This window comes from Serratia sp. 1D1416, from assembly GCF_003641105.1.
GTDB lineage: Bacteria > Pseudomonadota > Gammaproteobacteria > Enterobacterales > Enterobacteriaceae > Serratia > Serratia ficaria.
Window position 1 is genome coordinate 4,999,173 of record NZ_CP032738.1, and the last position, 21,378, is coordinate 5,020,550.

The window sequence follows — 21,378 nt, forward strand, 5'->3', positions numbered from 1 at the left end:
GTTCTCCTGATTCGATTAGCCCATCATCAGCGTGCCGGCGGCAATCACCGCGCACGCCAGCATTTTTCTCGGCGTTAACCTTTCGCCGAGAAACAGATAACCCAGCGCGGCGGCGAACAGCACGCTGGTTTCGCGCAGCGCCGAGACGGCGCCCATTGGCGCGGCCGTCATGGCATAAATGATGCTGCCGTAAGCGACCAGCGAAACCAGACCGCCAACCGCCGCATGGAGCACGCCGGGCCGCCGGCGCAGTAAACTTTTACTGTCGCGCAGCGCGATATAAAGCGCCGTCATCAGCCCGCCCCATAATGCGCCCATCCACAGGGTATAAGAGAGCGCATTGCCGGAAACCCGCACCCCGATACCGTCCACCACGCTATACGCGGCGATAAAAACGCCCGTTGCCAGGGCGTATTGCAGGCCCGGCGTCGCCAGCCGCCCCCCTTTCACGGCCAGCAGCAAAATACCCGCGGACACCAGCGTGATGCCGCCAAGGGTGCTGAATTCAATTTTTTCTCCGGCGAATATTGCCGCCGCGCAGGTCACCATCAGCGGCGAAGAACCGCGCGCAATCGGGTAGCTTTGCCCGAGCTCCCCCCACTGATAACTGCGTACCAGACACAGGTTATAGCCGACATGCAGCAGGGCCGAAAGCAGCGCGTACGGCCAGCTGGCGCGGGCGGGCAGCGGCAGAAACAGCGCGGCGGCGGCGCAGGCAAGCGCGATCGTCAGACACATCATGGTCATCGACCACAATCGGTCAGCGCCGCCGCGCAATAAGGTGTTCCAGCCGGCATGCAGCAGGGCGGCGAATAAGGTAAGCAAAACAATGTGTCCAGGCATGCGCCGATACTAAACGGCAGCCGCCCGGATTGACAGTGAAGTGTCGTCATTGCGGCATGAGCAAATACTCATGCTTTAACGGTAGCTGAGCTGCGCCTGCTGTGACTCTGCCTGCAACCAGCGGCGGAATGCGGTGATGTGCGGCTGCGTTTCGATGCCTTTCGGGCAGACGAAATAATAGGCGGCCGGGGAAGGAAAAGGCACGTCAAACAGCCGCACCAGGCTGCCGTCGCCGATCTCTTTTTCCACGTGTCCGCTGCGCGCCAACGCAATGCCCTGCCCCAGTAACGCGGCTTCAATCGTCATGTTTGTGTCGGCGAAGCGTACGCTTTCGTGCAACACATCGGTATTTATGCCGATCAGCTTAAACCAGACGTCCCATTTCGGCACCAAATCGGCGCCGTCACGCGTCAGCAGCGGATAGCGCAGCAGCTCGGCGGGTTCGGAGGGGGTGCCGAAGCGCCGCAATAACGCCGGGCTGGCAACCGGAAATAGCTGTTCGCGAAACATAAACTCGGTGTGCAGCGCGGGATAATGGCCGTGGCCAAAACGGATCGCCACATCGGAGTCTGTGCTGGCGAAGTTAATGGCCGTGTCGGTGCTTTCCAGCGTCACCAGAATCTCCGGGTGCAAACGCGCCAAGCCGGGCAGGCGCGGCAGCAGCCACTTTAGCGCGAAAGAATAGGTGGTGTTAACGCGCAATCGCACCCGACCTTTTTGCTCGCGAAGGTCGGCCAACGTGGTTTCCAACTTGCTAAAGAATTCGCGCACCAGGGGGGCGAGCGCGGCGCCTGCGGGCGTCAGGCTGAGGGTTTTACCGCGCTCAAAAAGCTGCAGGCCCCAGATTTCCTCCAGATTTTTCAACTGGTGGCTGACCGCGCTTTGCGTAATGAAAAGCTCTGCGGCGGCGGAGGTAAAGGTGGTGTGGCGAGTGGCGACTTCAAAAGTGCGCAGCGTGGCTGTTGGGGGGAGATCGCGCATCATTCGTTCCTGTCAATGAGCTTATGCTCATAACACCCTATGCCGGAAGCGCGGAAAAAGATAGCAGTAAACCTTGAGCGTGTTGCAAGCCAGTCGCCTTAACGAAGGCGTAATGGCTCCTGATAGGGCTGGCTGGCCTGCCCTATTGAAACCGTCAGCACAGGCCACTGCGCGCCGGCGATGTCCCGTTGGAGAAAATCGCCTGGCGCAGCAGCACGATTTCCTTGGCCAGATCGTGGCACAACATGGCGGTCATCGCGTGAGACCGTGCTTCACCGGCATTAATCAACGGTTCCATTACCGTTTCTTCCCGTTCGTTCGACATAGCTCACTCATTGGCATGCCAAAAATAGCTTTTTTATCACATTGGAATTCCAATATCGGCTTGTGAGAATGCGATCACAGAAAAATAATTCGATTGGCCTATTTTTTGGTATGCCAAATCGCGAAACGGCGGTACGCGAATCGGTCGTCTGAGCAAGCACAACACAACAAGAGGTGGTGTCATGTCATTTCGGGACCGGCTAATAGACTCTCTGGGAGCCTTCGCCAATACGTTCAACAGTTACAGATACATTATGGCCATCAAGGCGTCGTTCATCACGTTGATGCCGGTGATCATCGTCGGCGCGTTTTCGGTGCTGATCTCCAATATGGTGATGGATCCCAAGAATGGCCTGGCGAGCTTCGCCATGTTTTCGTTCCTTGCGGACCTGAAGCCGATCATGAGCAGCATCAACTACGCCACGTTGAGCTTTCTCAACATTGGCGCGGTATTCCTGATCGGCATCGAATTGGGCAAGATTAACGGCTCGCGCTCGTTGTTCCCCGGCCTGCTGGCGGTGATCTGTTTTATTTCGGTCACGCCGACCACCGTTGAACTGATGGTCAACAACCAGATGCAGCTGGTGAAAGACGTGTTGGCAAAACAGTTTTCGGATACCCGCAGCCTGTTCCTCGGCATGTTTATCGCCATTTTGTCGGTGGAGATCTATTCCAAACTGGAAACGCTCGACCGGCTAAAAATCAAAATGCCGGAAAGCGTTCCGCCCAACGTGTCCGCGTCTTTTTCGGCGCTGATCCCGGCGATCATCACCGTGGTGGCAATCGCAACCTTCGGTTTTGTCTTCCACCGCCTCACCGGCATTTATCTGTATGACGCGGTATACCAGGTGGTGCAGCAGCCGCTGGAAACGGTGGTGCAAAGCCTGCCGGGCATCCTGATCCTGATGTTCGTGGCGCAGCTGTTCTGGGTCATCGGCATTCACGGCAATCAGATGGTAAAACCGATCCGCGAGCCGTTGCTGCTGGGGGCCATCATGGTCAATATGACCGCCTTTGAGCAGGGCAAGGACATCCCCAACATCATCACCATGCCATTCTGGGATGTCTATATGAGCATCGGCGGATCCGGCATCACGCTGGGGCTGCTGTTTGCGGTGATGATCGCCACCAAGCGCAAGGAGATGCGGGAAATCGGCAAGCTGTCGCTCGGGCCGAGCTTCTTCAACATCAACGAACCGGTGATCTTCGGCATGCCGATCATGCTCAACCCTATTCTGGCGATCCCGTTCATCATCACGCCGCTGATTACCGGCACCATCGGTTATTTCGCCACCAGCATCGGTTTTGCCGGCAAAGCGGTGGTGATGGTGCCGTGGACGACGCCGCCGATCATCAACGCCTGGCTATCGACCGCCGGTTCGATGGGCGCGGTAATCACCCAGCTGATTTGCATCGTGGTCGCCACGCTGATTTACCTGCCGTTCGTCAAAGTCGCCGCACGCCGTGCCGCACAGGCCGAACAACCCGTTATACAGAATGCATGAGGTCAGCAATGAGTCAGGTTTCAATCGAGATACCCGGGGATTTCATTCTCGGCGCGGCGGCTTCCGCCTGGCAAACCGAGGGCTGGAGCGGTAAAAAACAGGGGCAAGATTCTTACCTTGATTTGTGGTATCGGCACGATCGCCACGTTTGGCATAACGGCTATGGCCCATCGGTCGCCACCGATTTTATCAACCGCTACCCGGAAGACGTGGCATTGATGAAACAAAGCGGCGTCAGCCACTACCGCACGTCGATCAACTGGGCGCGCTTTCTTACCGATTATGAGCAAGGCGTGGTGGATGAAGATTACGCCGCCTATATCGACGCCTTGCTGGACGAAATGAAACGCCAGGGCGTCGAGCCGATGCTGTGCCTGGAACACTACGAGCTGCCGGGCTGCCTGCTGGAAAAATACGGCGGCTGGAACGCCAAGCGCGTGGTTGAACTGTTCGTGCTGTATGCCCGCCGGGTGTTCGAACGCTTCGGCGCCAAGGTGGCGCGCTGGTTCACCTTCAATGAACCGGTGGTGGTGCAGACGCGGGTTTATCTCGACGCCATCCGCTGGCCGTACGAGCAGAACACCACCAAATGGATGCAGTGGAATCACCATAAAAATCTGGCGACCGCCTCGGTGGTGCAGCTGTTTCGCCAAATGAACTGCGCCGGCAGCATCGGGGTGATACTTAACCCGGAGGTGACTTATCCCCGCTCCAGCGCGCCGCACGATCGGCGTGCCGCCGAGCTGTATGATTTGTTCTACAACCGGGTTTTTCTCGACCCGGCGATCAAGGGGGAATACCCTGCGGAACTGCTGGCGCTGCTGAAAAAGCATGAAGTGAATTTCGCCTGGACGCCGGAAGAAATGGCGTTGATCCGCGACAACACCGTCGACGAAGTGGGCATCAACCTGTATTACCCGCACCGGGTCAAGGCGCCGAGCCGCGCATGGCATAGCGCAACGCCGTTCCACCCGGCGATGTACTACGAGCATTTTGAACTTCCGGGGCGGCGGATGAATAAATCGCGCGGCTGGGAAATCTTGCCGAAAATCGTTTATGACATGGGCCTGCGCATGCGCGACGAGTACGGCAACATTCCATGGTTCATTGCCGAGAACGGCATGGGCGTCGAGGACGAGGCGCGGTTTAAAAACGCCGCGGGGGAAATTCAGGATGACTACCGCATCGAGTTCATCCGCGAGCATCTCTATTGGGCGTTGAAAGCGGTGGAGGCCGGGGCGAACTGCCGAGGCTATATGCTGTGGGCGTTTACCGACAACCTGTCGCCGATGAACGCCTTCAAGAACCGTTACGGCCTGATTGAGATCGATCTGGACAACCGGCGCAACCGGCGGCAAAAAAAATCAGCGCGCTGGTTCCGCGCGCTGAGCGACAGCCGGCGGCTGCTTCTGACGCTTGACGACGAAAATAAATAAGGACCTGCTGATGAAACGAATCGTTCTGGCCTGCTCGGCGGGCATGTCCACCTCGCTGGTGGTCACCAAAATGGAAAAAGAAGCGACAGCGCGCGGGCTGGCGTTGCAGATCTACGCCATCCCTGAACAGAATCTGCGCGATGAGCTGCAAAGTTACGGCAACGACATCATCGCGGTGCTGCTGGGGCCGCAGGTGCGCTTCAAGCTGACGGAAAACAAAAAGCTCACCGACGAACACCGGATCCCCATCGCGGTGATTGATTCTGTGGCTTATGGCACGTTAAACGGCGCAAAAGTACTCGATCAGGCGTTGGATTTGGTAGACTAGCGCCGCTGTCGTCCCAACGGACTTTTCAGGGCTAAAAGCCTCTTGCAGGCAAGGTATGGCATCGGCCAGGCGTATTTCAGAGTGAAACGGTGGGCAAAGTCGTGATTCCGCAGGAAAAAAAGCAGTATCAGGAGATTGGACGGGACCTTCGGCAGAAAATTCAGCAGGGCCATTTCGCTATCGGCACGCGTCTGCCGCCCGAGCGCAACATTGCCGAAACCTACGGCGTCAGCCGCACGATCGTTCGCGAAGCGCTGCTGATGCTTGAACTGGAAGGAACGGTGGATATTCGCCAAAGTTCGGGGGTCTACGTGATGCGTATTCCGAGCGAAACGGCGGAAGATGACGATCCGCTGCTGCAAAGCGAAGTCGGGCCGTTCGAAATGCTCCAGGCGCGGCAACTGCTGGAAAGCAATATTGCGGCGTTTGCCGCCAAAATGGCCACCAAGGCCGATATCGAAAATTTGCGGCGCACGCTGGAACAGGAGCAACGCGCCATCATCGCCAATGACGAAAGCGGCGACAATGACAAAATGTTCCATTTGCTGATCGCCGGCGCGACGCAGAATCAGATGCTGCTGGATACGGTAAAAAGCATCTGGCAGCGGCGGGATGCCAGCCCGCTTTGGCAGCAGTTACACAGCCGCATTGCCACTAAAGGCTATCGGCTGAAATGGCTGGCCGATCACCAGAACATTCTGGCGGCGCTGCGCCGTCGCGACGTGATGGGATCGTATCAGGCCATGTGGCAACACATGGAAAACATCAAGGGAACGCTGATGGAGCTGTCCGACGTCGATGCGCCGGAGTTCGACGGCTATCTATTTGAGTCGATACCGATCTTCCAGGGGAAATTGGTGTGATAAGCCAGAGCAGCGAACGGATATCCGCCGGCCTATCGCCAATGCCAAAAATATAAAGCCTGACACCAAATCGGGTCATTAACCGCAGGCCCGCTTTTTCGTCGTTAGCGTAAAAAGCGGGTCGATTTATAGACCATGTTCGCGAAACGGCAAGTCAGCGCGCCGTCAGGCTGCCGCGCAACAGGCTATGGTCTTCGTCGCCGGTCAGCAACGCCAGCGCACGCTGCGCCAGCGCTTCCAGTGAATATTCGATCGACGGCACCGCCGGCGCGCCGGGCCACTGCAACGAACCGTCCAGGCTGAATACCGTCACCTGCCCCGGCACCTGTCGTTGATACTGGTGCAGGACGCTGAGGGCTTCCTGCGCCTGGCAGTCATCGGTGACCAGCAGGGCATTGAACGGCATATTGCCGTTCAACAGGCTTTGCAATGCGATCCGTGCTGACGGTTCGCCCTCCACGACCAACTGCCGGTTATAGGGGATCAGATGGGTCTCCAGCGCGCTGCAGTAGCCCTGCAGCACCTGCTGCGCGGCGTCGCCGCCGGCAAAATTGACCAGCGCAATCTGCCGTCGCTGCTGATTGGCGAGATAATGCACCGCGGTTTCGGCGGCAAACTGATGATCGAAGCCGACGCTTTTACCGGTGGTGGCGGACAGGCAGTCCAGACACATCACGCTATCCGGCAGCGGCGGCAGGCTAAAGCGCGCGCCGACCACAATCAGCGCATCGCACCAGCCGTTGCTCAGCTCCGCCACCGCGGCCGCCAGCGTCGGCGCGTCGTTGGCGAAACGCAACAGCAAGTGCTTCCTCTGTTGGCTAAGCTGTTTTTCCAACGCCTGCAAATAACCGGTGGACTGCTGAATATGTTCGGTAGCGCACACCACGCCGATGCAGCCGGTTGATTGGCTGGTCAGGGACTGGGCAACGGCGTTCGGCCGATAGTTGAGCGTTTCCGCCGCCCGCAACACCGCCAGACGGCTTTCTTCCTTTACCCCGCGACTGCCGCTCAGCACCCGGGATACCGTGGCTTTCGACACCTGCGCCAGACGGGAAACATCGTTGATATTGGCCATAACTGCGGGTCTTCCTGCTGATGTTGAAAAACGGGCCGCCGGCCCGTTAACGATTATCCTTAACTCGCCGCCCGCTGTCGTTGATAAAGTTCGACCATTTCAGCGATCAGCTCGCGAGCGAGAATAGCATTCATCAGATGATCCTGCGCATGCACCATGATCAGCGTCATCGGCGTCTTCCCCTCGCCCGCGTCATGCTCAATCAGTTGGGTCTGTACCCGATGCGCCGCGCGGCAATAGCTATCCGCATCCTGCAAACGCGCCTGCGCCAGGGCAAAGTCGCCATCGCGCGCGGCCTGCAACGCCTCAAAACACAGGCTGCGCGTTTGGCCGGCATTGACGATGATTTCCATCACCGTGCTTTCCAGATCGTCCATTATTCCGCTCCTTCAAAACCATTGGCTTCGGCGACGGCGGCAAACCACTCACCGCTTTTTTTGACGCTGCGTTTCTGCGTAGCCAGATCCAACTGCACAAAACCATAGCGGTTTTTATAGGCGTTGCACCATGACCAGTTGTCGATAAAGGTCCACATATGGTAGCCCAGACAGTTGCTGCCCTCCTGAATGCCGCGATGTACCCAGCGCAGATGGTCGCGCACAAAGGCAATGCGATAGTCATCCTGGATCTGCCCACCCCGTTCAAATCGCAGCTCATCTTCCACGCCCATGCCGTTTTCTGAAATAAAACAGCGCGGGTTGCCATAATTTTCGCGCAGGTTGGACAGAATATCGTAAACGCCTTTTTCGTAAATTTCCCAGCCGCGGTACGGGTTCATTTTACGGCCCGGCATTTCATAGCTGCTGAAGAACCATTCCGGCATAAAGGGACTGTCGGGGTTTACCAGGCTGTCGCGACACTGTATGCGGCGCGGCTGATAATAATTGACGCCCAGCAGATCCACCACGCCCTGCCGCAGCAACTGCGCATCCCCCGGCCGGCAGCTCGGCAATTGGCCGTGCTGTTGCAACAATGCCACCAGTTCCTGCGGATACGCGCCGCGCAACGCCGGGTCGAGGAAACTGCGGTTGAACATCAGGTCGGCGACCTCGGCCGCCTTGACGTCCGCAGGGTTGTCGGAGCGCGGGTATGACGGCGTCAGGTTGAGAATGATGCCGATTTCCCCGCCCTGTTGCCGAGCGCGGTACTTTTTCACCGCCTGAGCGTGCGCCAGCATGGTGTGATACGCCACGGTGGCGGCGCGTTTGAAATCCACCACGTTCGGATAATGGAAATTGTACAGATAGCCGCCTTCCACCGGCACGATCGGCTCATTGAAGGTAAACCAGTGCTTCACCCGGTCACCGAACAACCGGAAGCAGTTATCGGCGAATTCAGCATAGGCATCAACCACCTCACGACTTTCCCAGCCGCCAAGCCGCTGCATCGCCATCGGCATGTCAAAATGGAACAGGTTGATAAACGGCGTAATGCCCTGCACCAGCATTTCATCGATCGTCTGATTATAAAACGCCACCGCTTGCTGGTTAACGCCGCCGCGCCCCATCGGCATCAGCCGCGCCCAGGAAATCGAGGTGCGAAAGGTGTTGTGATTCAGCTGTTTCAACAGGGCGATATCTTCGCGCCAGTGCCGGTAAAAGCCGGAGGTATCCTGCGGCCCGACCTGCTGGTGAAAGCGCCCCGGCTGCTGTGCAAACCACTCATCCCAAACGGTGGCGCTTTTACCGAAGTTCAGGCTTTCCCCTTCGGTCTGCGGCGCCGAGCTGGCGCTGCCCCACCAAAAATCTTGCGGGAACGAATATTTCATTATTGCTCCTTGTTCAGGAATTGGCGGCGGCGGCGACGTCGCTTTGCGGTTGATTGTTTTCCTGCTCTTGCTTGAGCAGGGTGCGTTCGTAGGCTTTCAGGAACGGGTAATACATCAGTGCCGACAACAGCATGCAGAACAGGCACATGAACAACGGACTGAGGGCCCAGTTGGCGGCCCAGGAGGCACCGATCGGCGCCGGCGTGGTCCACGGCGTTAGCGATACCACCTGCGCGATCCAGCCCAGTTTGGTGGCGATATAAGCGAAGGTGGCGTTGATCATCGGCACCAGAATGAACGGCAGGAAAAATACCGGGTTCATGATGATCGGCGCGCCAAACAGAATCGGTTCATTGATATTGAACATGCTCGGCACCACGCCCATCTTGCCGATGGCGCGCAGGTGGACGGCCCGGCTGCGCAGCAGCAAAAACGCCAGCGGCAGAGTTGAACCGACGCCGCCGATCAGCAGATAGTGATCCCAGAATCCTTGCAGGTAGATATGCGGCAACGGCGCGCCCGCGGCGAGTGCTGTTTGGTTCAGCGCCAGATTGGTCATCCAGAATGGATTCATTATGCCGGTTACGATCAGCGCGCCGTGAATGCCGGCGAACCACAGGATCTGGCAGATAAACACCGAAATCAAGATCGCCGGCAGCGAGTCCGACGCCGAAACCAGCGGCTCCAGCAGGTGCATGATGGCCTGCGGAATGATCATGCCGGTATAGCTCTGCACCAGCAGGTTAAGCGGGTGCAGCGTCGCCACGATCACCACCACCGGGATCAGGATCTCGAACGAACGCGCCACCCCGGTCGGCACCTCTTTCGGCAGCCGGATAGTGACGTTGCGACGTTTGAGCCAGGCGTATAGCTCACCGGCATACAGCGCGGTAATGATGGCGGTAAAAATCCCCTGGCCGGAGAAATATTGCGTATCGATCACGCCGTCACGGTACGGCGCAGCCACCAGCAGGAAGGCCATAAACGCCAGCAGACCGGTCATGATCGGATCAAGCTTGTAATGCCGCCCGAGGCTGGCGCCGATGCCGACCGAAATAAAGAAGGTCATCACCCCCATGCTGAGGTGAAACGGCAACATCAGCTGTTCACGGTATTTGAGAGAAAAGTTCAGCCAGCCGCGCGCAATCCCCCAACTGCTGTCGGCGGCGAACGGCGGGAAAATAAACACCAGCATGAACGAACCGATAATCATGAACGGCAGCGCCGATACGAAGCCGTCGCGAATGGCTATCACATGCCGTTGCTGACCGACGCTGCCGGCCAACGGCGTGACCCGCTGTTCAATGATCCTGACCATCGCCTGATAAAGGGAACTCATGCGCGCGCTCCCTGCCGTGCGATCAGCGCCAGCGCGAAGTCCAGCACCTTGTCGCCGCGCTGCATGCCATAATCCATCATGTCGATGGCCGCGACCGGCACGCCCTTCTCCGCTGCGCGGGCTGACAGCGCCGGCAGCATGTATTTGATCTGCGGGCCAAGCAGCACCACGTGATAGTTCGGGAACTGCTGATCGAACTCGCTGGCGCTGAACGCCGCGATCTCTACCGCCAGTTGGCGGCCGGCGGCTTCAGCATTCATTTTATTGACTAACAGACTGGTCGACATCCCCGCAGAACAACAAAGCATGATTTTCTTCATTATGATTACCCCAGTGACGATTCGTGGTCTTCCCGATCCTCATTGGAAACAAAATGGAAACCGGTTTCCAATGAATAAAAATCGATTTGAGAGGGTTCTCATGCATTAAAGATAAAATAGCGGAAACCTCGTGAGCTGGGTCACAATTTCAACGGCAGGCTAGCGGCCAGGCCAGGAAAAGAGCGGAAGAACTGCTATGGCGACGCGGTTATAAATCCGCATGTGTCAGCTGCGCGCGGTAGTTAATTATGGACAGGGAGCAAACAGGCCCGCCCGACAAGTGCCGGCATACGGAACACAACGAACGCGCGTCGAGTATCAGGGGGCGTCAAGCCCCCCGGATATCAGCGTTAACGCGTGTCGTGCCGGTAAACGGGCACCGGCCGCGCCGTTCCCGTCAGGGTATCGGAGACCTCAGCCACCGAGGTGGCTATCTTCATACCGCCCTCTCTCAGCCGCCGCACCTCCGCCGCGATCCGCTGTATGCCGAGCCAGAATAGGCCGTCCAGCGCCGTGACCGGCAGCCCGCTTTCCAGAGCCAATTTAAGGCGCTCCCGCGGCGCTTTCGCCTCTTGCGCGATTTGCCGGTAAGGGGCCGCGGTGATCCCCGCCGCGTCGACCCGCTGGATACGGGTCGTCAGACGGTACTGAAATTCGTCCGGTATTCCGGCCAGATCGCTCTTCAGGCTGTAGATACAGCCGAAACGCTTACCGTTGAACAGCACGTTTTTTTGGCTGAGCGGCAGTTCATCGCGCACGCCGGCTATCAATTGCGGGGCGCGGGTGAGCAATAATCTGAAGGGAAGCTCAAAGCTCGTAACGTAATCCACGTTCAGCAATGCGATACGCAGGCGCTCCTCCGCTCCGGCCTTATTTTCCCGACATTCGGCAATCACATCGGCCCATTGTCGGGTCAGGCGGGGGCTTTCCGTCGCTTCGGCAAAGCAATACTTTTCAATCTGGTAGTCAACTCGTCCGGTCACGCTGAAGCCTCTCCCGATCGCTCTTCGGTATCCGCCCCACTTTATCAGCGGGCGGAGATAACTGAAAGTCAGTTGTCAGGGAGAAGGCCGACGGAACGGCAGTGACGCGCTTTCCCCTTCACGCCCGGCCGTTATGGTGAATTATCGGTTTATGATTGAATCGTCTTTTCTTACTATGTCCTGACCTGATGGGACCCGCATGGCCATGATTAAGAGGGAGGATTTATGCGGCTGGCGATAATCATAGTGATAGGGGTACTGGTATGCATCAGCATGATGCTGTTCTTGCAATATGTCAGTGAGCAGCCTTGGCTGAACGGCTAGAGCGTGATGCGCAGTATGCGTTTGCGCAGCGGGAAAGACGCTGCCCCCGCCGATGTTCAACCGCTTCGAACATAACGAGGCCGGCAACGGGGCAGCAGATTGTAGATAGGGTCAGTTGGCGAAATTTCAACTCCGCCCCGGTTTAGCTGAGTATGAAAATGTTATGCCGCACAAATTAACCCGTGCGCGGCCTTTTCATGGCGGAAAAAATGGCTTAGTATTTTATCTAGTGCACTAGACAATCAACAACAAGGTAATGGAGCGGATATGAAAACGCAGACCCGCCGAGAAATCGGAACACAACTTTCGTTTGCGCTCTATGGTGCGGCCAGCCGGATGAACCGGTTGCATAAACCTTTTCTGGCGCCTCTGGGCCTCACCTTCCCTCAGTACCTGGTGATGCTGGAGTTATTTAATGAAACGCCCCGCACCGTCGGCGATCTCGGCGGCAAGCTCGGCATGGACACCGGCACCATCACCCCGGTGCTCAAGCGTCTCGAGGCCGCTGGGCGGGTCCGCCGCACGCGTGACCGCACTGATGAAAGACGGGTGCTGATTACCCTGACGGACGAAGGCAGGGCGCTGCAGGATGCACTCTGGCGCATCACCGATAACATCAAATCAGCCTGCCGGTTATCGGATGCCAAACTGGAAGAACTTCGCGACACCCTGAATGATTTTGCCCATCCGGCGGACCGTTAATCGCCTACGACTCGGATACGGAGGTATTAAATGAAAATTGGCATCATTGGCGCCGGAAATATAGGCGCAACGCTGGCGCGTAAACTTTCAAGCCATGGGCACGCGGTCAAACTGGCCAACTCAAGGGGGCCGGACACCATTGCAGAGCTGGCGCGGGAAGCTGGTGCGGTCGCGGTTGAGCGTCAGGAAGCGGTGCACAATGTGGACGTCATCATCCTCTCCACGCCGTTTGACAAACATGCAGAATTGGCGGCGCTGTTAATTGGCGTACCCGAAAACGTGATTGTTATCGATACCTCTAACTACTACCCCTTCCGCGATGGCGATATCGCTGACATCAATAATGGGAAACCGGAGAGCGTCTTTGCCAGTGAAGTGCTTCAACGGCCTTTGATTAAGGCCTGGAATGCCGTTCTGGCGGCTACGTTGGCGGAGAAAGGCGTTGCAGACGGGTCTGGATCCCGTCTCGCCATCCCGGTTGCCGGCGACAGCGCCAATGCAAAAGCCATCGCGCTGGAGTTGGTTAATCAGACCGGCTTCGATGCGGTTGACGCCGGCCCGCTGAACGAATCATGGCGGCAGCAGCCCGGCACCCCGGCGTACTGCACCGAGCTGAAAATCGATGAGCTGAACCTTGCCCTGCAAACGGCGGATAAAGCGCGGGCGCCTCTGAACCGAGACGCATTAATCAATGAGTTCATCGCCGCCGGCAGTTTACTCACGCACGATGCCATCATTGCGCGCAACCGGGCGGTGACGGCTTAATCCTTCGCCACCTTTAGCAAGGCGGCGCGTTAACAGGCCGGTCATTCGATTATCTTGACCACCACTTTGCCTTTCGCATGCCCTTGGGCAAGGTAGGCAAGCGCATTCTTGGTTTCGGCAAAGGGGAATACCTTGTCGATCACCGGTGCGATGCGTTCAGCTTCGATCAGTTTGCCGATTTGATCGAGCTGTTCGCCTTCAGGTCGAACGAACAGAAATGAATAGGCGATACCTCGCTTTTGCGCCAGACGCATTATCCTGCGGCTCATCATCCCAAACGCCAAGGTCAGCAAGAAGTTTAACCCCCGCGCCCGTGCGAATGCGGCATCTAACGGCCCGACGAGAGAAACAATCTTTCCTCCCGGCTTGAGGATCCGGATGGATTTTTCAATCGTATCGCCTTCGATGGTGCCAAGGACGGTGTCGTAGCCGCTCAACACCTTTTCGAATGCTTGCGTTTTATAGTCGACCACCTCGTCCGCGCCCAGCCGTTCAAGCCATGCGACGTTGTCCGTGCTGGTGGTGGTGCCTACCCTGGCCCCCAGGTATTTAGCCAGCTGGATCGCCAGGGTGCCAATTCCCCCCGACCCTGCCGGAATGAAAATTTTCTGACCGGGCCGCAGCCCGGCGCGCTCCGTCAATGCTTGCCAGGACGTGAGGCTCACCATCGGCAGCGAAGCCGCCTGCACGAAGTCCAGATTTGCCGGCTTCAAGGCGGCGGCGCTCTCGGGCACCGTCGCAAACTCGGCAAGCGAGCCCGTTCCCGTATCGAAAATGCTGGCGAAGACTTCGTCGCCTGGCGTAAAACGCGTCACGCGGCTCCCCACGGCAACGACAACGCCAGACAGGTCGCTGCCTAATGTGGCGGGAAGCTTAAACTGCAAAATCGGCTTGAATATGCCGGTCGGCACCCTGTTGTCGATAGGATTCAGCCCCGCTGCGTGCACTTTAACCAGAATGTCATTGGCGCCGGGTGTCGGATAATCTACGTCATCGAACCCCAATTCGGGCGATTTGCCATAGCGTTTAAACCTGAAGGCTTTCATCGTCTTCTTCCCCCGCTGTACTTTCCGTTTCAATCGTTGCCTGCCGTCGCCTCGCCAATACCCGAGGGGGCCCCGCCACAAGCGCTGCGGGTTTATTTGCCCTGCTGAAACAAGGCCTTTAAAGGGTTTTATATCGCTCTGCGGGTTCATCTTGCCTGATGTCTGAAAGCAGCGCCTGTCGCGCGGCGTCGAGGGCCTCCCAGCGCGCCGCGTTGTGTAACGGTGGCATGGTAACGAGCTCGCGGCGATCAAAGCCAACCAGCGCCGCATCGACTAACGCCCCTGCCTCCATCATTTTGGGTGAGGCACTGATGTCGATGCCTGCGCGTTGCCAAATTTCCGTGTAAGTGCCGGCGGGAAGCACCGCCTGAACATAAATGCCCTTGGCGGACAGTTCCAGGTTCATTCCCTGCGACAGGAAAAGAACGAAGGCCTTGGTGGCGCCATATACCGACATGGCAAATTCGGGCGCCAGACCGACAACGGAGCTGATATTGACTATCGATCCTTCGCCGGCTTGCGCAAAGCGTGGCGTCACCGCGCTGGCGAGTCGCGTCAAGGCCGTGACGTTAAGCGCGATAAGCCGTTCGATCGCATCAGGAGACTGTTCCATAAAGCCGCCCGCCTGCGCGATACCCGCGTTATTGATGAGAATGCCTATCCGCTCATCGCTACGCAGGCGCGCTTCGACGGCCGCTAAATCATCCGCTTGCGTGAGGTCCGCGGGCAGAATATCGACGGAAATGCCGCTTTCCTGCCGCAAACGCTCGGCAAGGCTCTCAAGCTTTGCCTTGTCGCGAGCGACCAGAACGAGGTCGTGGCCCCGGCGTGCGAACCGTTCAGCGTAGACGGCGCCAATGCCCGTAGACGCGCCCGTAATGAGGACTGATGATTTGGTCATGAGTTAATCTTCTTTATCAATGAATAAACAGGGGCCTAAGTCACGAAGTTAATGATGATGATCATAATCTAAAAAGTCAATCGGTTTGATTACGATCATCATCAATGTATAATTGCAGCATGCGTTTTCAGTGGGGATCAGAAAGGGTGAAAGTGTCTAAAGAGCAGGTTCGCGAAAACCGAGCGCGTATTGTTGAAGCCGCCTCGGTGTTGTTTCGTGAACGGGGCTATGACGGCGTAGGCATCGCGGAATTGATGTCGGCGGCAGGTTTGACCCACGGCGGGTTCTATAAGCACTTCGCTTCCAAGGCGGATTTATTGTCGGAGGCGATGAGCTGCGGTTTTAGGCGATCGGCGGAAAGCTCGTTAGGCGTGGAGCGGGAAAAGTTTATCGCAGACTACCTCTCCCGCCAGCATCGCGATGCTATGGGTAAGGGTTGCGTGATGTCGGCGCTGGGTACCGATACAGCCCGTCAATCAGAATCAATCAAGGCGACATTTTCCGCCGGGATCGAACGACAGCTGAGCCTTTTAGCCGATGAAAACGGCGCGGGAAACGCAACGCGTGCAGACCTGATCGACACCCTCGCGCATCTTGTCGGTGCTCTGGTGCTGTCTCGCGCCTGCCCTGATGATTCCACCCTGGCGGATGAAATTCTGGACGTTTGCCGTTCCCGCTTGCTCGCTCAGGAAGCTCAAGAAGATGTCGGCGAGTTTGTGCGGATGCGTAATAAACCCTAAAAAAATAACCTGCCGTTTTATGCAGGTTATTTCTGTCGCCAACAAAGGAATAATTAGAAAACCAGTAAATATAATTTATTTTACTTCCAGGCGGAAATGGCGAATGTTCCTTCGGGTTTTACGGGCAAGTATCTGTCGTAGTACTCCAGGTAATTTTTCACCGGGTCTACATCCTTAAACTGCTCCGGATAAAGTGATTTGGCAATAAACTGTATCATGGCAAAATCGGAGAGTGTCCTTGATGCGCCTTGATACACACCGAATAGTTTTTTGCTCTTTATCGCCGGCAAGGAGCCCCAACCGTTACGCGTAGAGAAAGCGATAAGCTTCTGACGAGAAATATTTTCCTCAACCCCGACACCCATGGGCAATGCCGAAGAAATTTTGTTGTTTTCTCTTCCCGAGATAAAAATCGCATCGGGTCTCGCGACGAAAAGCTGCTCTGGGTTAATAACCCCCCACCACTCGAAAAGTGATGCGGCAATATTATCCGCCCCGGCCAGTTTCAACATCGCTCCCCACATATTCTCCCCATAGGTGAATGAATACTCATCAGGCCCCTTATTCCCAAACTCGATATAAACCTTTGGCTTTTTTAAACCTGCTTTATTTATTCTATGTTGTATGTCCGCAATGTTATTGGCGTAAAGCTCCGAGAGTTCCTGAGCCCTCTTTTCCTGCCCCGTAAGCACCCCAAATATTTTTGTGGAACTCGCATGTTTTTCAACCGTTTGAGCATTGTAGTCGATGACAACCACCGGTATTTTCAAAGCTTCGAGTCGAGAAACCTCATATTTCAAAGCAACATACTGCCACTGAGCCAAGATGACCACGTCAGGTTTCAATGATATGATATTTTCAAGCGAGATATTATGGAGATCGACTTCGCCAATATCGGCGATCTGCGCCAGGTAGGGTATTTTCTCTATATACATATTCCAATTGGCGGGTACTTTCCCACGCCATGCTTCACGCGAAATGCCAATTACGCGTTTGAACGCATCTTCTCCGCCCACCGCCAGGTAATCTTCAAAGTTAAATCCTAAAACAGCTCGTTTTACAGGAGTATCAAGGGTAACCTGCCGCCCCAAGACATCGGTTAAAGTCGTGCTGGCTGCATTAGCGATGCCGGACACCGTTAAAAAAACAATGAACATCATAAACGTGCGTATGTCTCGAGCACCCATAAAATAAAAATCCTCAGGATCTGGGGTTGAACTAATAATAGTTTATATTGAAATCAACAAAATGGATATGAAAATGATAATAGTTATTATTAAAATTAACATCAACCGCAATCACGGCCCCGTTTCAAATCTTGTATAAAAAAACCAGTCAGGAGAGAAACAACAGCATTAACAACCAACTAAAAAAATAAAAGCAGCACGGTCAACCCCCTTTCTTTACCGCTAACCGCTGACAGGGGCTGCCTGGGCCATAGGGCCAAATGCCGCCTTCCGAAGGAGGCTGCTGGTTGTATTCAGTTTCCCCCCGCTAGCCGGGCCTGTATTTTGTGGCTATGACCGGACCAAACGCCGACGTCAGGGGCGTGTAAGCCGCCGCTATGGGATCCATTCCCTGATAACCACCGTAGAAAAGATAGAAAAGGTTAAATCCTATTTCATACCGTTGACATCACAATAATATGAATGTGTCTACTCATACCACTCATTAGAAACATTCACTTCTTTATAACCCAATCACTTACTGATTCAATTAACGTGAGTTATTTACATTATAGAGATAACTCTGTGAGTTATTTTATAAACCTGTCCCCCACCCCATCAATTCGTAAAAACCACATCATTATAAAACACATTAACCCCTATCAAAACTCTGTAGGTAAATGCCTAAAAAACAAATAAAAACAGTAAAGAAAAAGTTAAATATCATTAGCTTTTCACGTAAGAGTGAAAATAAAATCGCTGCACAATAACCTACCAGTGATTATAGTTCTCATTACCATTTACATCAGGAAGATGATAAAAATGAACTATATAAAAAATGTAAAAACTTCACCGGCCAGGATTTCGAACGACCGATTTTCATTCTCCGGCGTTAGCTCCTTAACCTTGTTTACCGGGCTTTGCATGGGGGCGAGTGGCGCCAGCCTCGCCGAAACCGCCCCCCCGGCTCCGGCGAGCGAAGAAAGGCTGGTGACCGCCGATGCGCCAGACTCGTTTTATATCCAGGCATCGGCCGACCCCAAATTTACCCGCCCGCAGAAAGATACGACGCGTACGATGGTGCTGATCCCTGAAGCGCTAATCAAAGAACAGGGCGCCACTACGCTGACCGCGGCGTTAAAAAACGTGGCCGGCGCAGGCGCTTTTTTCGCCGGCGAAAACGGCAACTCAACGACCGGTGATGCCGTCTACATGCGCGGGTTTGATACCTCCAACAGCCTCTACCTGGACGGCATGCGCAATATAGCCAGCGTTTCCAGAGACACCTTCAATACCGAGCAAATCGAAGTTTTCAAAGGCCCTTCAGGTGCAGACTATGGCCGCAGCGCCCCCAGCGGTTCGATCAATCAGGTCAGCAAGCAACCGCGCATGGATACCGGCCTGGACGCGTCGGCCAGCCTGGGCAGCGCCCGTTACCGCCGCGCCACGCTGGACTATAACCAGGCATTCGGCGAAACCTCGGCTATCCGTTTGAATCTGCTGGGTGAGAAAGCGCCGGAGGCCGGCCGTCGCCATGTGCGGCAAGAACGTTTCGGCGTTGCTCCCTCCTTCGCTTACGGCCTTGGCACTGCCACCCGCCTCTACCTGAACTACCTCCATCTGCAACAGGACAACGTGCCGGACGGCGGCGTTCCCACCCTCGGTTTACCGGGTTATTCCGCGCCGAGTGCCCGAACCGACGCGTTGAACGACGCGGGGAAAGTGAACAGCCGTAATTTTTATGGCACCCGAGACGATCGCGACAACTCGACCACGGATACGGCAACGCTCCGCCTGGAACGGGATCTTACGGATAACCTCACGCTGCGCAATACCACCCGCTGGTCCCAGGTGAAACAGGATTATCTGTTGAGCGCCTTTATGATAGGCGACAAAAACGTGGTTATCGTCGATGCTAATCGTGTCGACACCTGGACCGCTTCACGGCTGGCCAATACCAAAGATGCGCGCAACACCTTGCTGAGCAACCAAACCAACCTGACCGGCAAATTCAGTACCGGCACGGTGCGCCACGACGTTAGCGCCGGCGTGGAGTTTACGCGCGAGCGCCAAACCCATTATGGCCTGCACGCCGTCGCCCTGCCGGCCGTCAATATCTACCGTCCCGATCCGTCGGTTTCCGCCCCCGCAGTGTCACGCAACGGCGCCAACGCCAACGGCACAACCGAGACTTTCGGCCTGTACGCGTTCGACACGCTTGAACTGGGCAGAAGCGTTGAAATTAACGGCGGCGTTCGCTTAGACAGCTACCGTACCTCATACGATCGCGCCACCGCCTGCGGCGGTTCCGGGCGCCGAGCCGTAGCCTGCCCGCCGGGCATAGCGACCAATACGCCCATCAACACGCTGGATATCGCCAAAACCGGCAACCTGTTCAATTGGAAAGCCGGCGCGCTGTACCATATCACCGAGCGCGGCAACGCCTACCTCAACTACGGCATTTCTCAACAACCGCCCGGCGGCAACAACTTTTCGCTGGCGGAGTCCGGCTCAGGCAGCAGCGCCAACCGAACTGACTTCAAGCCGCAAAAGGCGAAAACCATCGAGATCGGCACCAAATGGGCGCTGTTGGGCAATCACCTGCTGCTGACGGCGGCGCTGTTCCGTACCGATATTGAAAACGAGGTGGGGAAAAATGACGACGCAACCTATTCTCAATACGGCAAGAAACGCGTTCAAGGCTATGAGTTGGGCATGGTCGGCAATATCACCCCCGACTGGCGCCTGTTCGCCGGTTACACCTTGCAAAACGCCAGCATCCGCGACGGGGCCAATGCCGCACAGGACGGTTCATCGGCGCTGACCTACACGCCAAAACGGGCTTTCACGCTATGGACCCATTACCAAATCACCGATCGGCTCACCCTTGGCGGCGGCGCGCGTTACGTCGGCGGGATGAAGCGCGGCAAAGACGGCGCGGTGGGCACGCCGGCTTACACCGAGGGATATTGGGTCGCGGATGCGATGGCGGGCTATAAGATCAATAAGCACGTCGATGTCCAGCTTAACCTCAACAACCTCTTCGACAAAGACTACGTATCGTCGATCAACAAAAGCGGCTATCGCTATCATCCTGGCGATCCGCGCACCTTCATGTTGACCACCAACGTGCATTTCTAATCTTCGCGCCGTCCCGCGGGGCTGTCCTGCGGGAGGCAAGGAACGCCAATCATGATGCTGCATATCCCGGAAGTGCTAACCCCCGAAGAAGTCCATTGCCTGCTGCATACGCTGGCCGAAACCCCGTGGGTCGACGGCCGCGTCAGCACCGGAGAACAAGGCGCCAAAGTCAAAAACAATCGGCAGTTGGACATGCAAAGCGCAGGCTACAAAAAAGCGCAGGCCGTGGTCGGCGCGGCGCTGCAGCGCAATCCGCTGTTCTTTGCCGCCGCGCTGCCCGCAAGGCTGTCCAATCCGCTGTTCAACAGCTACCGGAATGCGCAGTTTTACGGCTTTCATGTCGATGGCGCCATGCGCCAAAACGACGCCAGCGGCTGGATGCGCACCGATCTGTCCGCCACGCTGTTTTTGGTTGATCCCGGCGGCTATGAAGGCGGTGAACTGGTCGTCAACGACAGCTATGGCCAACACAGCGTCAAACTGCCCGCCGGCGATATGATCCTGTACCCGGCGAGCAGCCTGCACTGCGTCACGCCGGTCACCAAAGGCCACCGCGTCGCCTCTTTCTTGTGGGTTCAGTCCATGGTGCGCGACGACCGGAAACGCACCCAACTGTTCGAACTTGATCAGAATATCCAGAAATTGCGCACCGCATTCGGCGAGCAGGATGAGATCCTGTCGCTGCTGAACCTGTACCACAACCTATTGCGCGAATGGGCCGAGGTGTAGCCCCCTTGCCGACGTAATGGCGCAACAATTAGCGAAATGTGGTAGGCGAAAGGCAACCCGCGCTCCGCTTCGAAGACGCCCGGGAGCCAAATTTTGACG

21 protein-coding genes are annotated in these 21,378 nt (G+C 56.3%); 9 read left to right on the forward strand and 12 right to left on the reverse strand.

Annotation, left to right across the window (positions count from 1 at the left end):
* Positions 1-15 precede the first annotated feature (15 nt).
* From D7I37_RS24245 to D7I37_RS27130, 3 genes are all read right to left on the reverse strand, one after another.
* Positions 16-843 (reverse strand): DMT family transporter, encoded by an 828-nt coding sequence (locus D7I37_RS24245; protein WP_095098292.1) that lies wholly within the window; start codon positions 841-843, stop codon positions 16-18.
* A gap of 75 nt (positions 844-918) precedes the next feature.
* Entirely contained in the window at positions 919-1,824 is a 906-nt protein-coding gene (gcvA, locus tag D7I37_RS24250; protein WP_061797565.1) for a transcriptional regulator GcvA, read from the reverse strand.
* A 154-nt stretch (positions 1,825-1,978) separates the two neighbouring features.
* On the reverse strand, positions 1,979-2,149 hold the full coding sequence (locus D7I37_RS27130) for a hypothetical protein (RefSeq protein ID WP_165283121.1): 171 nt from the start codon (positions 2,147-2,149) through the stop codon (positions 1,979-1,981).
* Positions 2,150-2,330: 181 nt separating this feature from the next.
* Here D7I37_RS27130 and D7I37_RS24255 point away from each other — a divergent pair, with 181 nt between their 5' ends.
* The 4 genes from D7I37_RS24255 to D7I37_RS24270 all read left to right on the forward strand — a co-directional run bounded on the left by D7I37_RS24255 (position 2,331) and on the right by D7I37_RS24270 (position 6,280).
* Positions 2,331-3,653 carry a PTS sugar transporter subunit IIC gene (locus tag D7I37_RS24255; RefSeq protein ID WP_095098295.1) on the forward strand — a complete coding sequence of 441 codons (1,323 nt, stop codon included), beginning with the start codon at positions 2,331-2,333 and terminating at the stop codon, positions 3,651-3,653.
* An 8-nt stretch (positions 3,654-3,661) separates the two neighbouring features.
* Positions 3,662-5,089 (forward strand): glycoside hydrolase family 1 protein, encoded by a 1,428-nt coding sequence (locus D7I37_RS24260; RefSeq protein ID WP_061797478.1) that lies wholly within the window; start codon positions 3,662-3,664, stop codon positions 5,087-5,089.
* 10 nt (positions 5,090-5,099) lie between these two features.
* On the forward strand, positions 5,100-5,417 hold the full coding sequence (locus D7I37_RS24265; protein WP_061797480.1) for a PTS sugar transporter subunit IIB: 318 nt from the start codon (positions 5,100-5,102) through the stop codon (positions 5,415-5,417).
* Positions 5,418-5,506: 89 nt separating this feature from the next.
* Positions 5,507-6,280 (forward strand): FCD domain-containing protein, encoded by a 774-nt coding sequence (locus D7I37_RS24270; protein ID WP_061797482.1) that lies wholly within the window; start codon positions 5,507-5,509, stop codon positions 6,278-6,280.
* A 154-nt stretch (positions 6,281-6,434) separates the two neighbouring features.
* Here the strand turns inward: D7I37_RS24270 and D7I37_RS24275 are convergent, their stop codons facing one another.
* The 6 genes from D7I37_RS24275 to D7I37_RS24300 all read right to left on the reverse strand — a co-directional run bounded on the left by D7I37_RS24275 (position 6,435) and on the right by D7I37_RS24300 (position 11,765).
* Complete coding sequence (locus D7I37_RS24275) at positions 6,435-7,355, reverse strand: LacI family DNA-binding transcriptional regulator (protein WP_129544503.1); 921 nt, start codon at positions 7,353-7,355, stop codon at positions 6,435-6,437.
* 59 nt (positions 7,356-7,414) lie between these two features.
* Complete coding sequence (locus D7I37_RS24280; RefSeq protein ID WP_061797486.1) at positions 7,415-7,732, reverse strand: PTS lactose/cellobiose transporter subunit IIA; 318 nt, start codon at positions 7,730-7,732, stop codon at positions 7,415-7,417.
* A complete protein-coding gene (locus tag D7I37_RS24285; protein ID WP_129544504.1) occupies positions 7,732-9,123 on the reverse strand; it encodes a glycoside hydrolase family 1 protein in 1,392 nt (463 codons plus the stop codon). Before D7I37_RS24285 ends, D7I37_RS24280 begins: the two co-directional genes overlap by 1 nt.
* Before the next feature lie 13 nt (positions 9,124-9,136).
* The gene (locus D7I37_RS24290; RefSeq protein WP_095098298.1) at positions 9,137-10,462 is read right to left on the reverse strand and encodes a PTS sugar transporter subunit IIC; all 1,326 of its coding nucleotides are present in this window, start codon (positions 10,460-10,462) and stop codon (positions 9,137-9,139) included.
* Entirely contained in the window at positions 10,459-10,782 is a 324-nt protein-coding gene (locus tag D7I37_RS24295; protein WP_061797490.1) for a PTS sugar transporter subunit IIB, read from the reverse strand. Before D7I37_RS24295 ends, D7I37_RS24290 begins: the two co-directional genes overlap by 4 nt.
* A gap of 350 nt (positions 10,783-11,132) precedes the next feature.
* On the reverse strand, positions 11,133-11,765 hold the full coding sequence (locus tag D7I37_RS24300) for a DNA-binding protein (protein ID WP_095098301.1): 633 nt from the start codon (positions 11,763-11,765) through the stop codon (positions 11,133-11,135).
* 591 nt (positions 11,766-12,356) lie between these two features.
* Between D7I37_RS24300 and D7I37_RS24305 the strand changes: the two genes are divergently transcribed.
* Positions 12,357-12,791, forward strand: coding sequence for a MarR family winged helix-turn-helix transcriptional regulator (locus D7I37_RS24305; protein WP_174524356.1), 435 nt, complete (start codon positions 12,357-12,359; stop codon positions 12,789-12,791).
* A 30-nt stretch (positions 12,792-12,821) separates the two neighbouring features.
* Positions 12,822-13,556, forward strand: a complete 735-nt coding sequence (locus D7I37_RS24310) for an NADPH-dependent F420 reductase (RefSeq protein WP_061797495.1) — start codon at positions 12,822-12,824, stop codon at positions 13,554-13,556.
* Positions 13,557-13,597: 41 nt separating this feature from the next.
* Here D7I37_RS24310 and D7I37_RS24315 read toward each other — a convergent pair whose 3' ends face one another.
* Positions 13,598-14,602, reverse strand: a complete 1,005-nt coding sequence (locus D7I37_RS24315; protein ID WP_129544505.1) for an NADP-dependent oxidoreductase — start codon at positions 14,600-14,602, stop codon at positions 13,598-13,600.
* A gap of 118 nt (positions 14,603-14,720) precedes the next feature.
* On the reverse strand, positions 14,721-15,503 hold the full coding sequence (locus D7I37_RS24320) for an SDR family oxidoreductase (RefSeq protein WP_095098304.1): 783 nt from the start codon (positions 15,501-15,503) through the stop codon (positions 14,721-14,723).
* Positions 15,504-15,649: 146 nt separating this feature from the next.
* Here D7I37_RS24320 and D7I37_RS24325 point away from each other — a divergent pair, with 146 nt between their 5' ends.
* A complete protein-coding gene (locus D7I37_RS24325; RefSeq protein ID WP_129544506.1) occupies positions 15,650-16,243 on the forward strand; it encodes a TetR/AcrR family transcriptional regulator in 594 nt (197 codons plus the stop codon).
* 80 nt (positions 16,244-16,323) lie between these two features.
* On the opposite strand, the gene D7I37_RS24330 is transcribed toward D7I37_RS24325, so the two are convergent.
* Positions 16,324-17,430 carry an ABC transporter substrate-binding protein gene (locus D7I37_RS24330; RefSeq protein ID WP_129544507.1) on the reverse strand — a complete coding sequence of 369 codons (1,107 nt, stop codon included), beginning with the start codon at positions 17,428-17,430 and terminating at the stop codon, positions 16,324-16,326.
* A gap of 840 nt (positions 17,431-18,270) precedes the next feature.
* Between D7I37_RS24330 and D7I37_RS24335 the strand changes: the two genes are divergently transcribed.
* Together D7I37_RS24335 and D7I37_RS24340 are read left to right on the forward strand one after the other, a co-directional pair.
* A complete protein-coding gene (locus tag D7I37_RS24335; protein WP_371415266.1) occupies positions 18,271-20,550 on the forward strand; it encodes a catecholate siderophore receptor Fiu in 2,280 nt (759 codons plus the stop codon).
* Positions 20,551-20,601: 51 nt separating this feature from the next.
* On the forward strand, positions 20,602-21,279 hold the full coding sequence (locus tag D7I37_RS24340; RefSeq protein ID WP_061797501.1) for a Fe2+-dependent dioxygenase: 678 nt from the start codon (positions 20,602-20,604) through the stop codon (positions 21,277-21,279).
* The last annotated feature ends 99 nt before the right edge of the window (positions 21,280-21,378 follow it).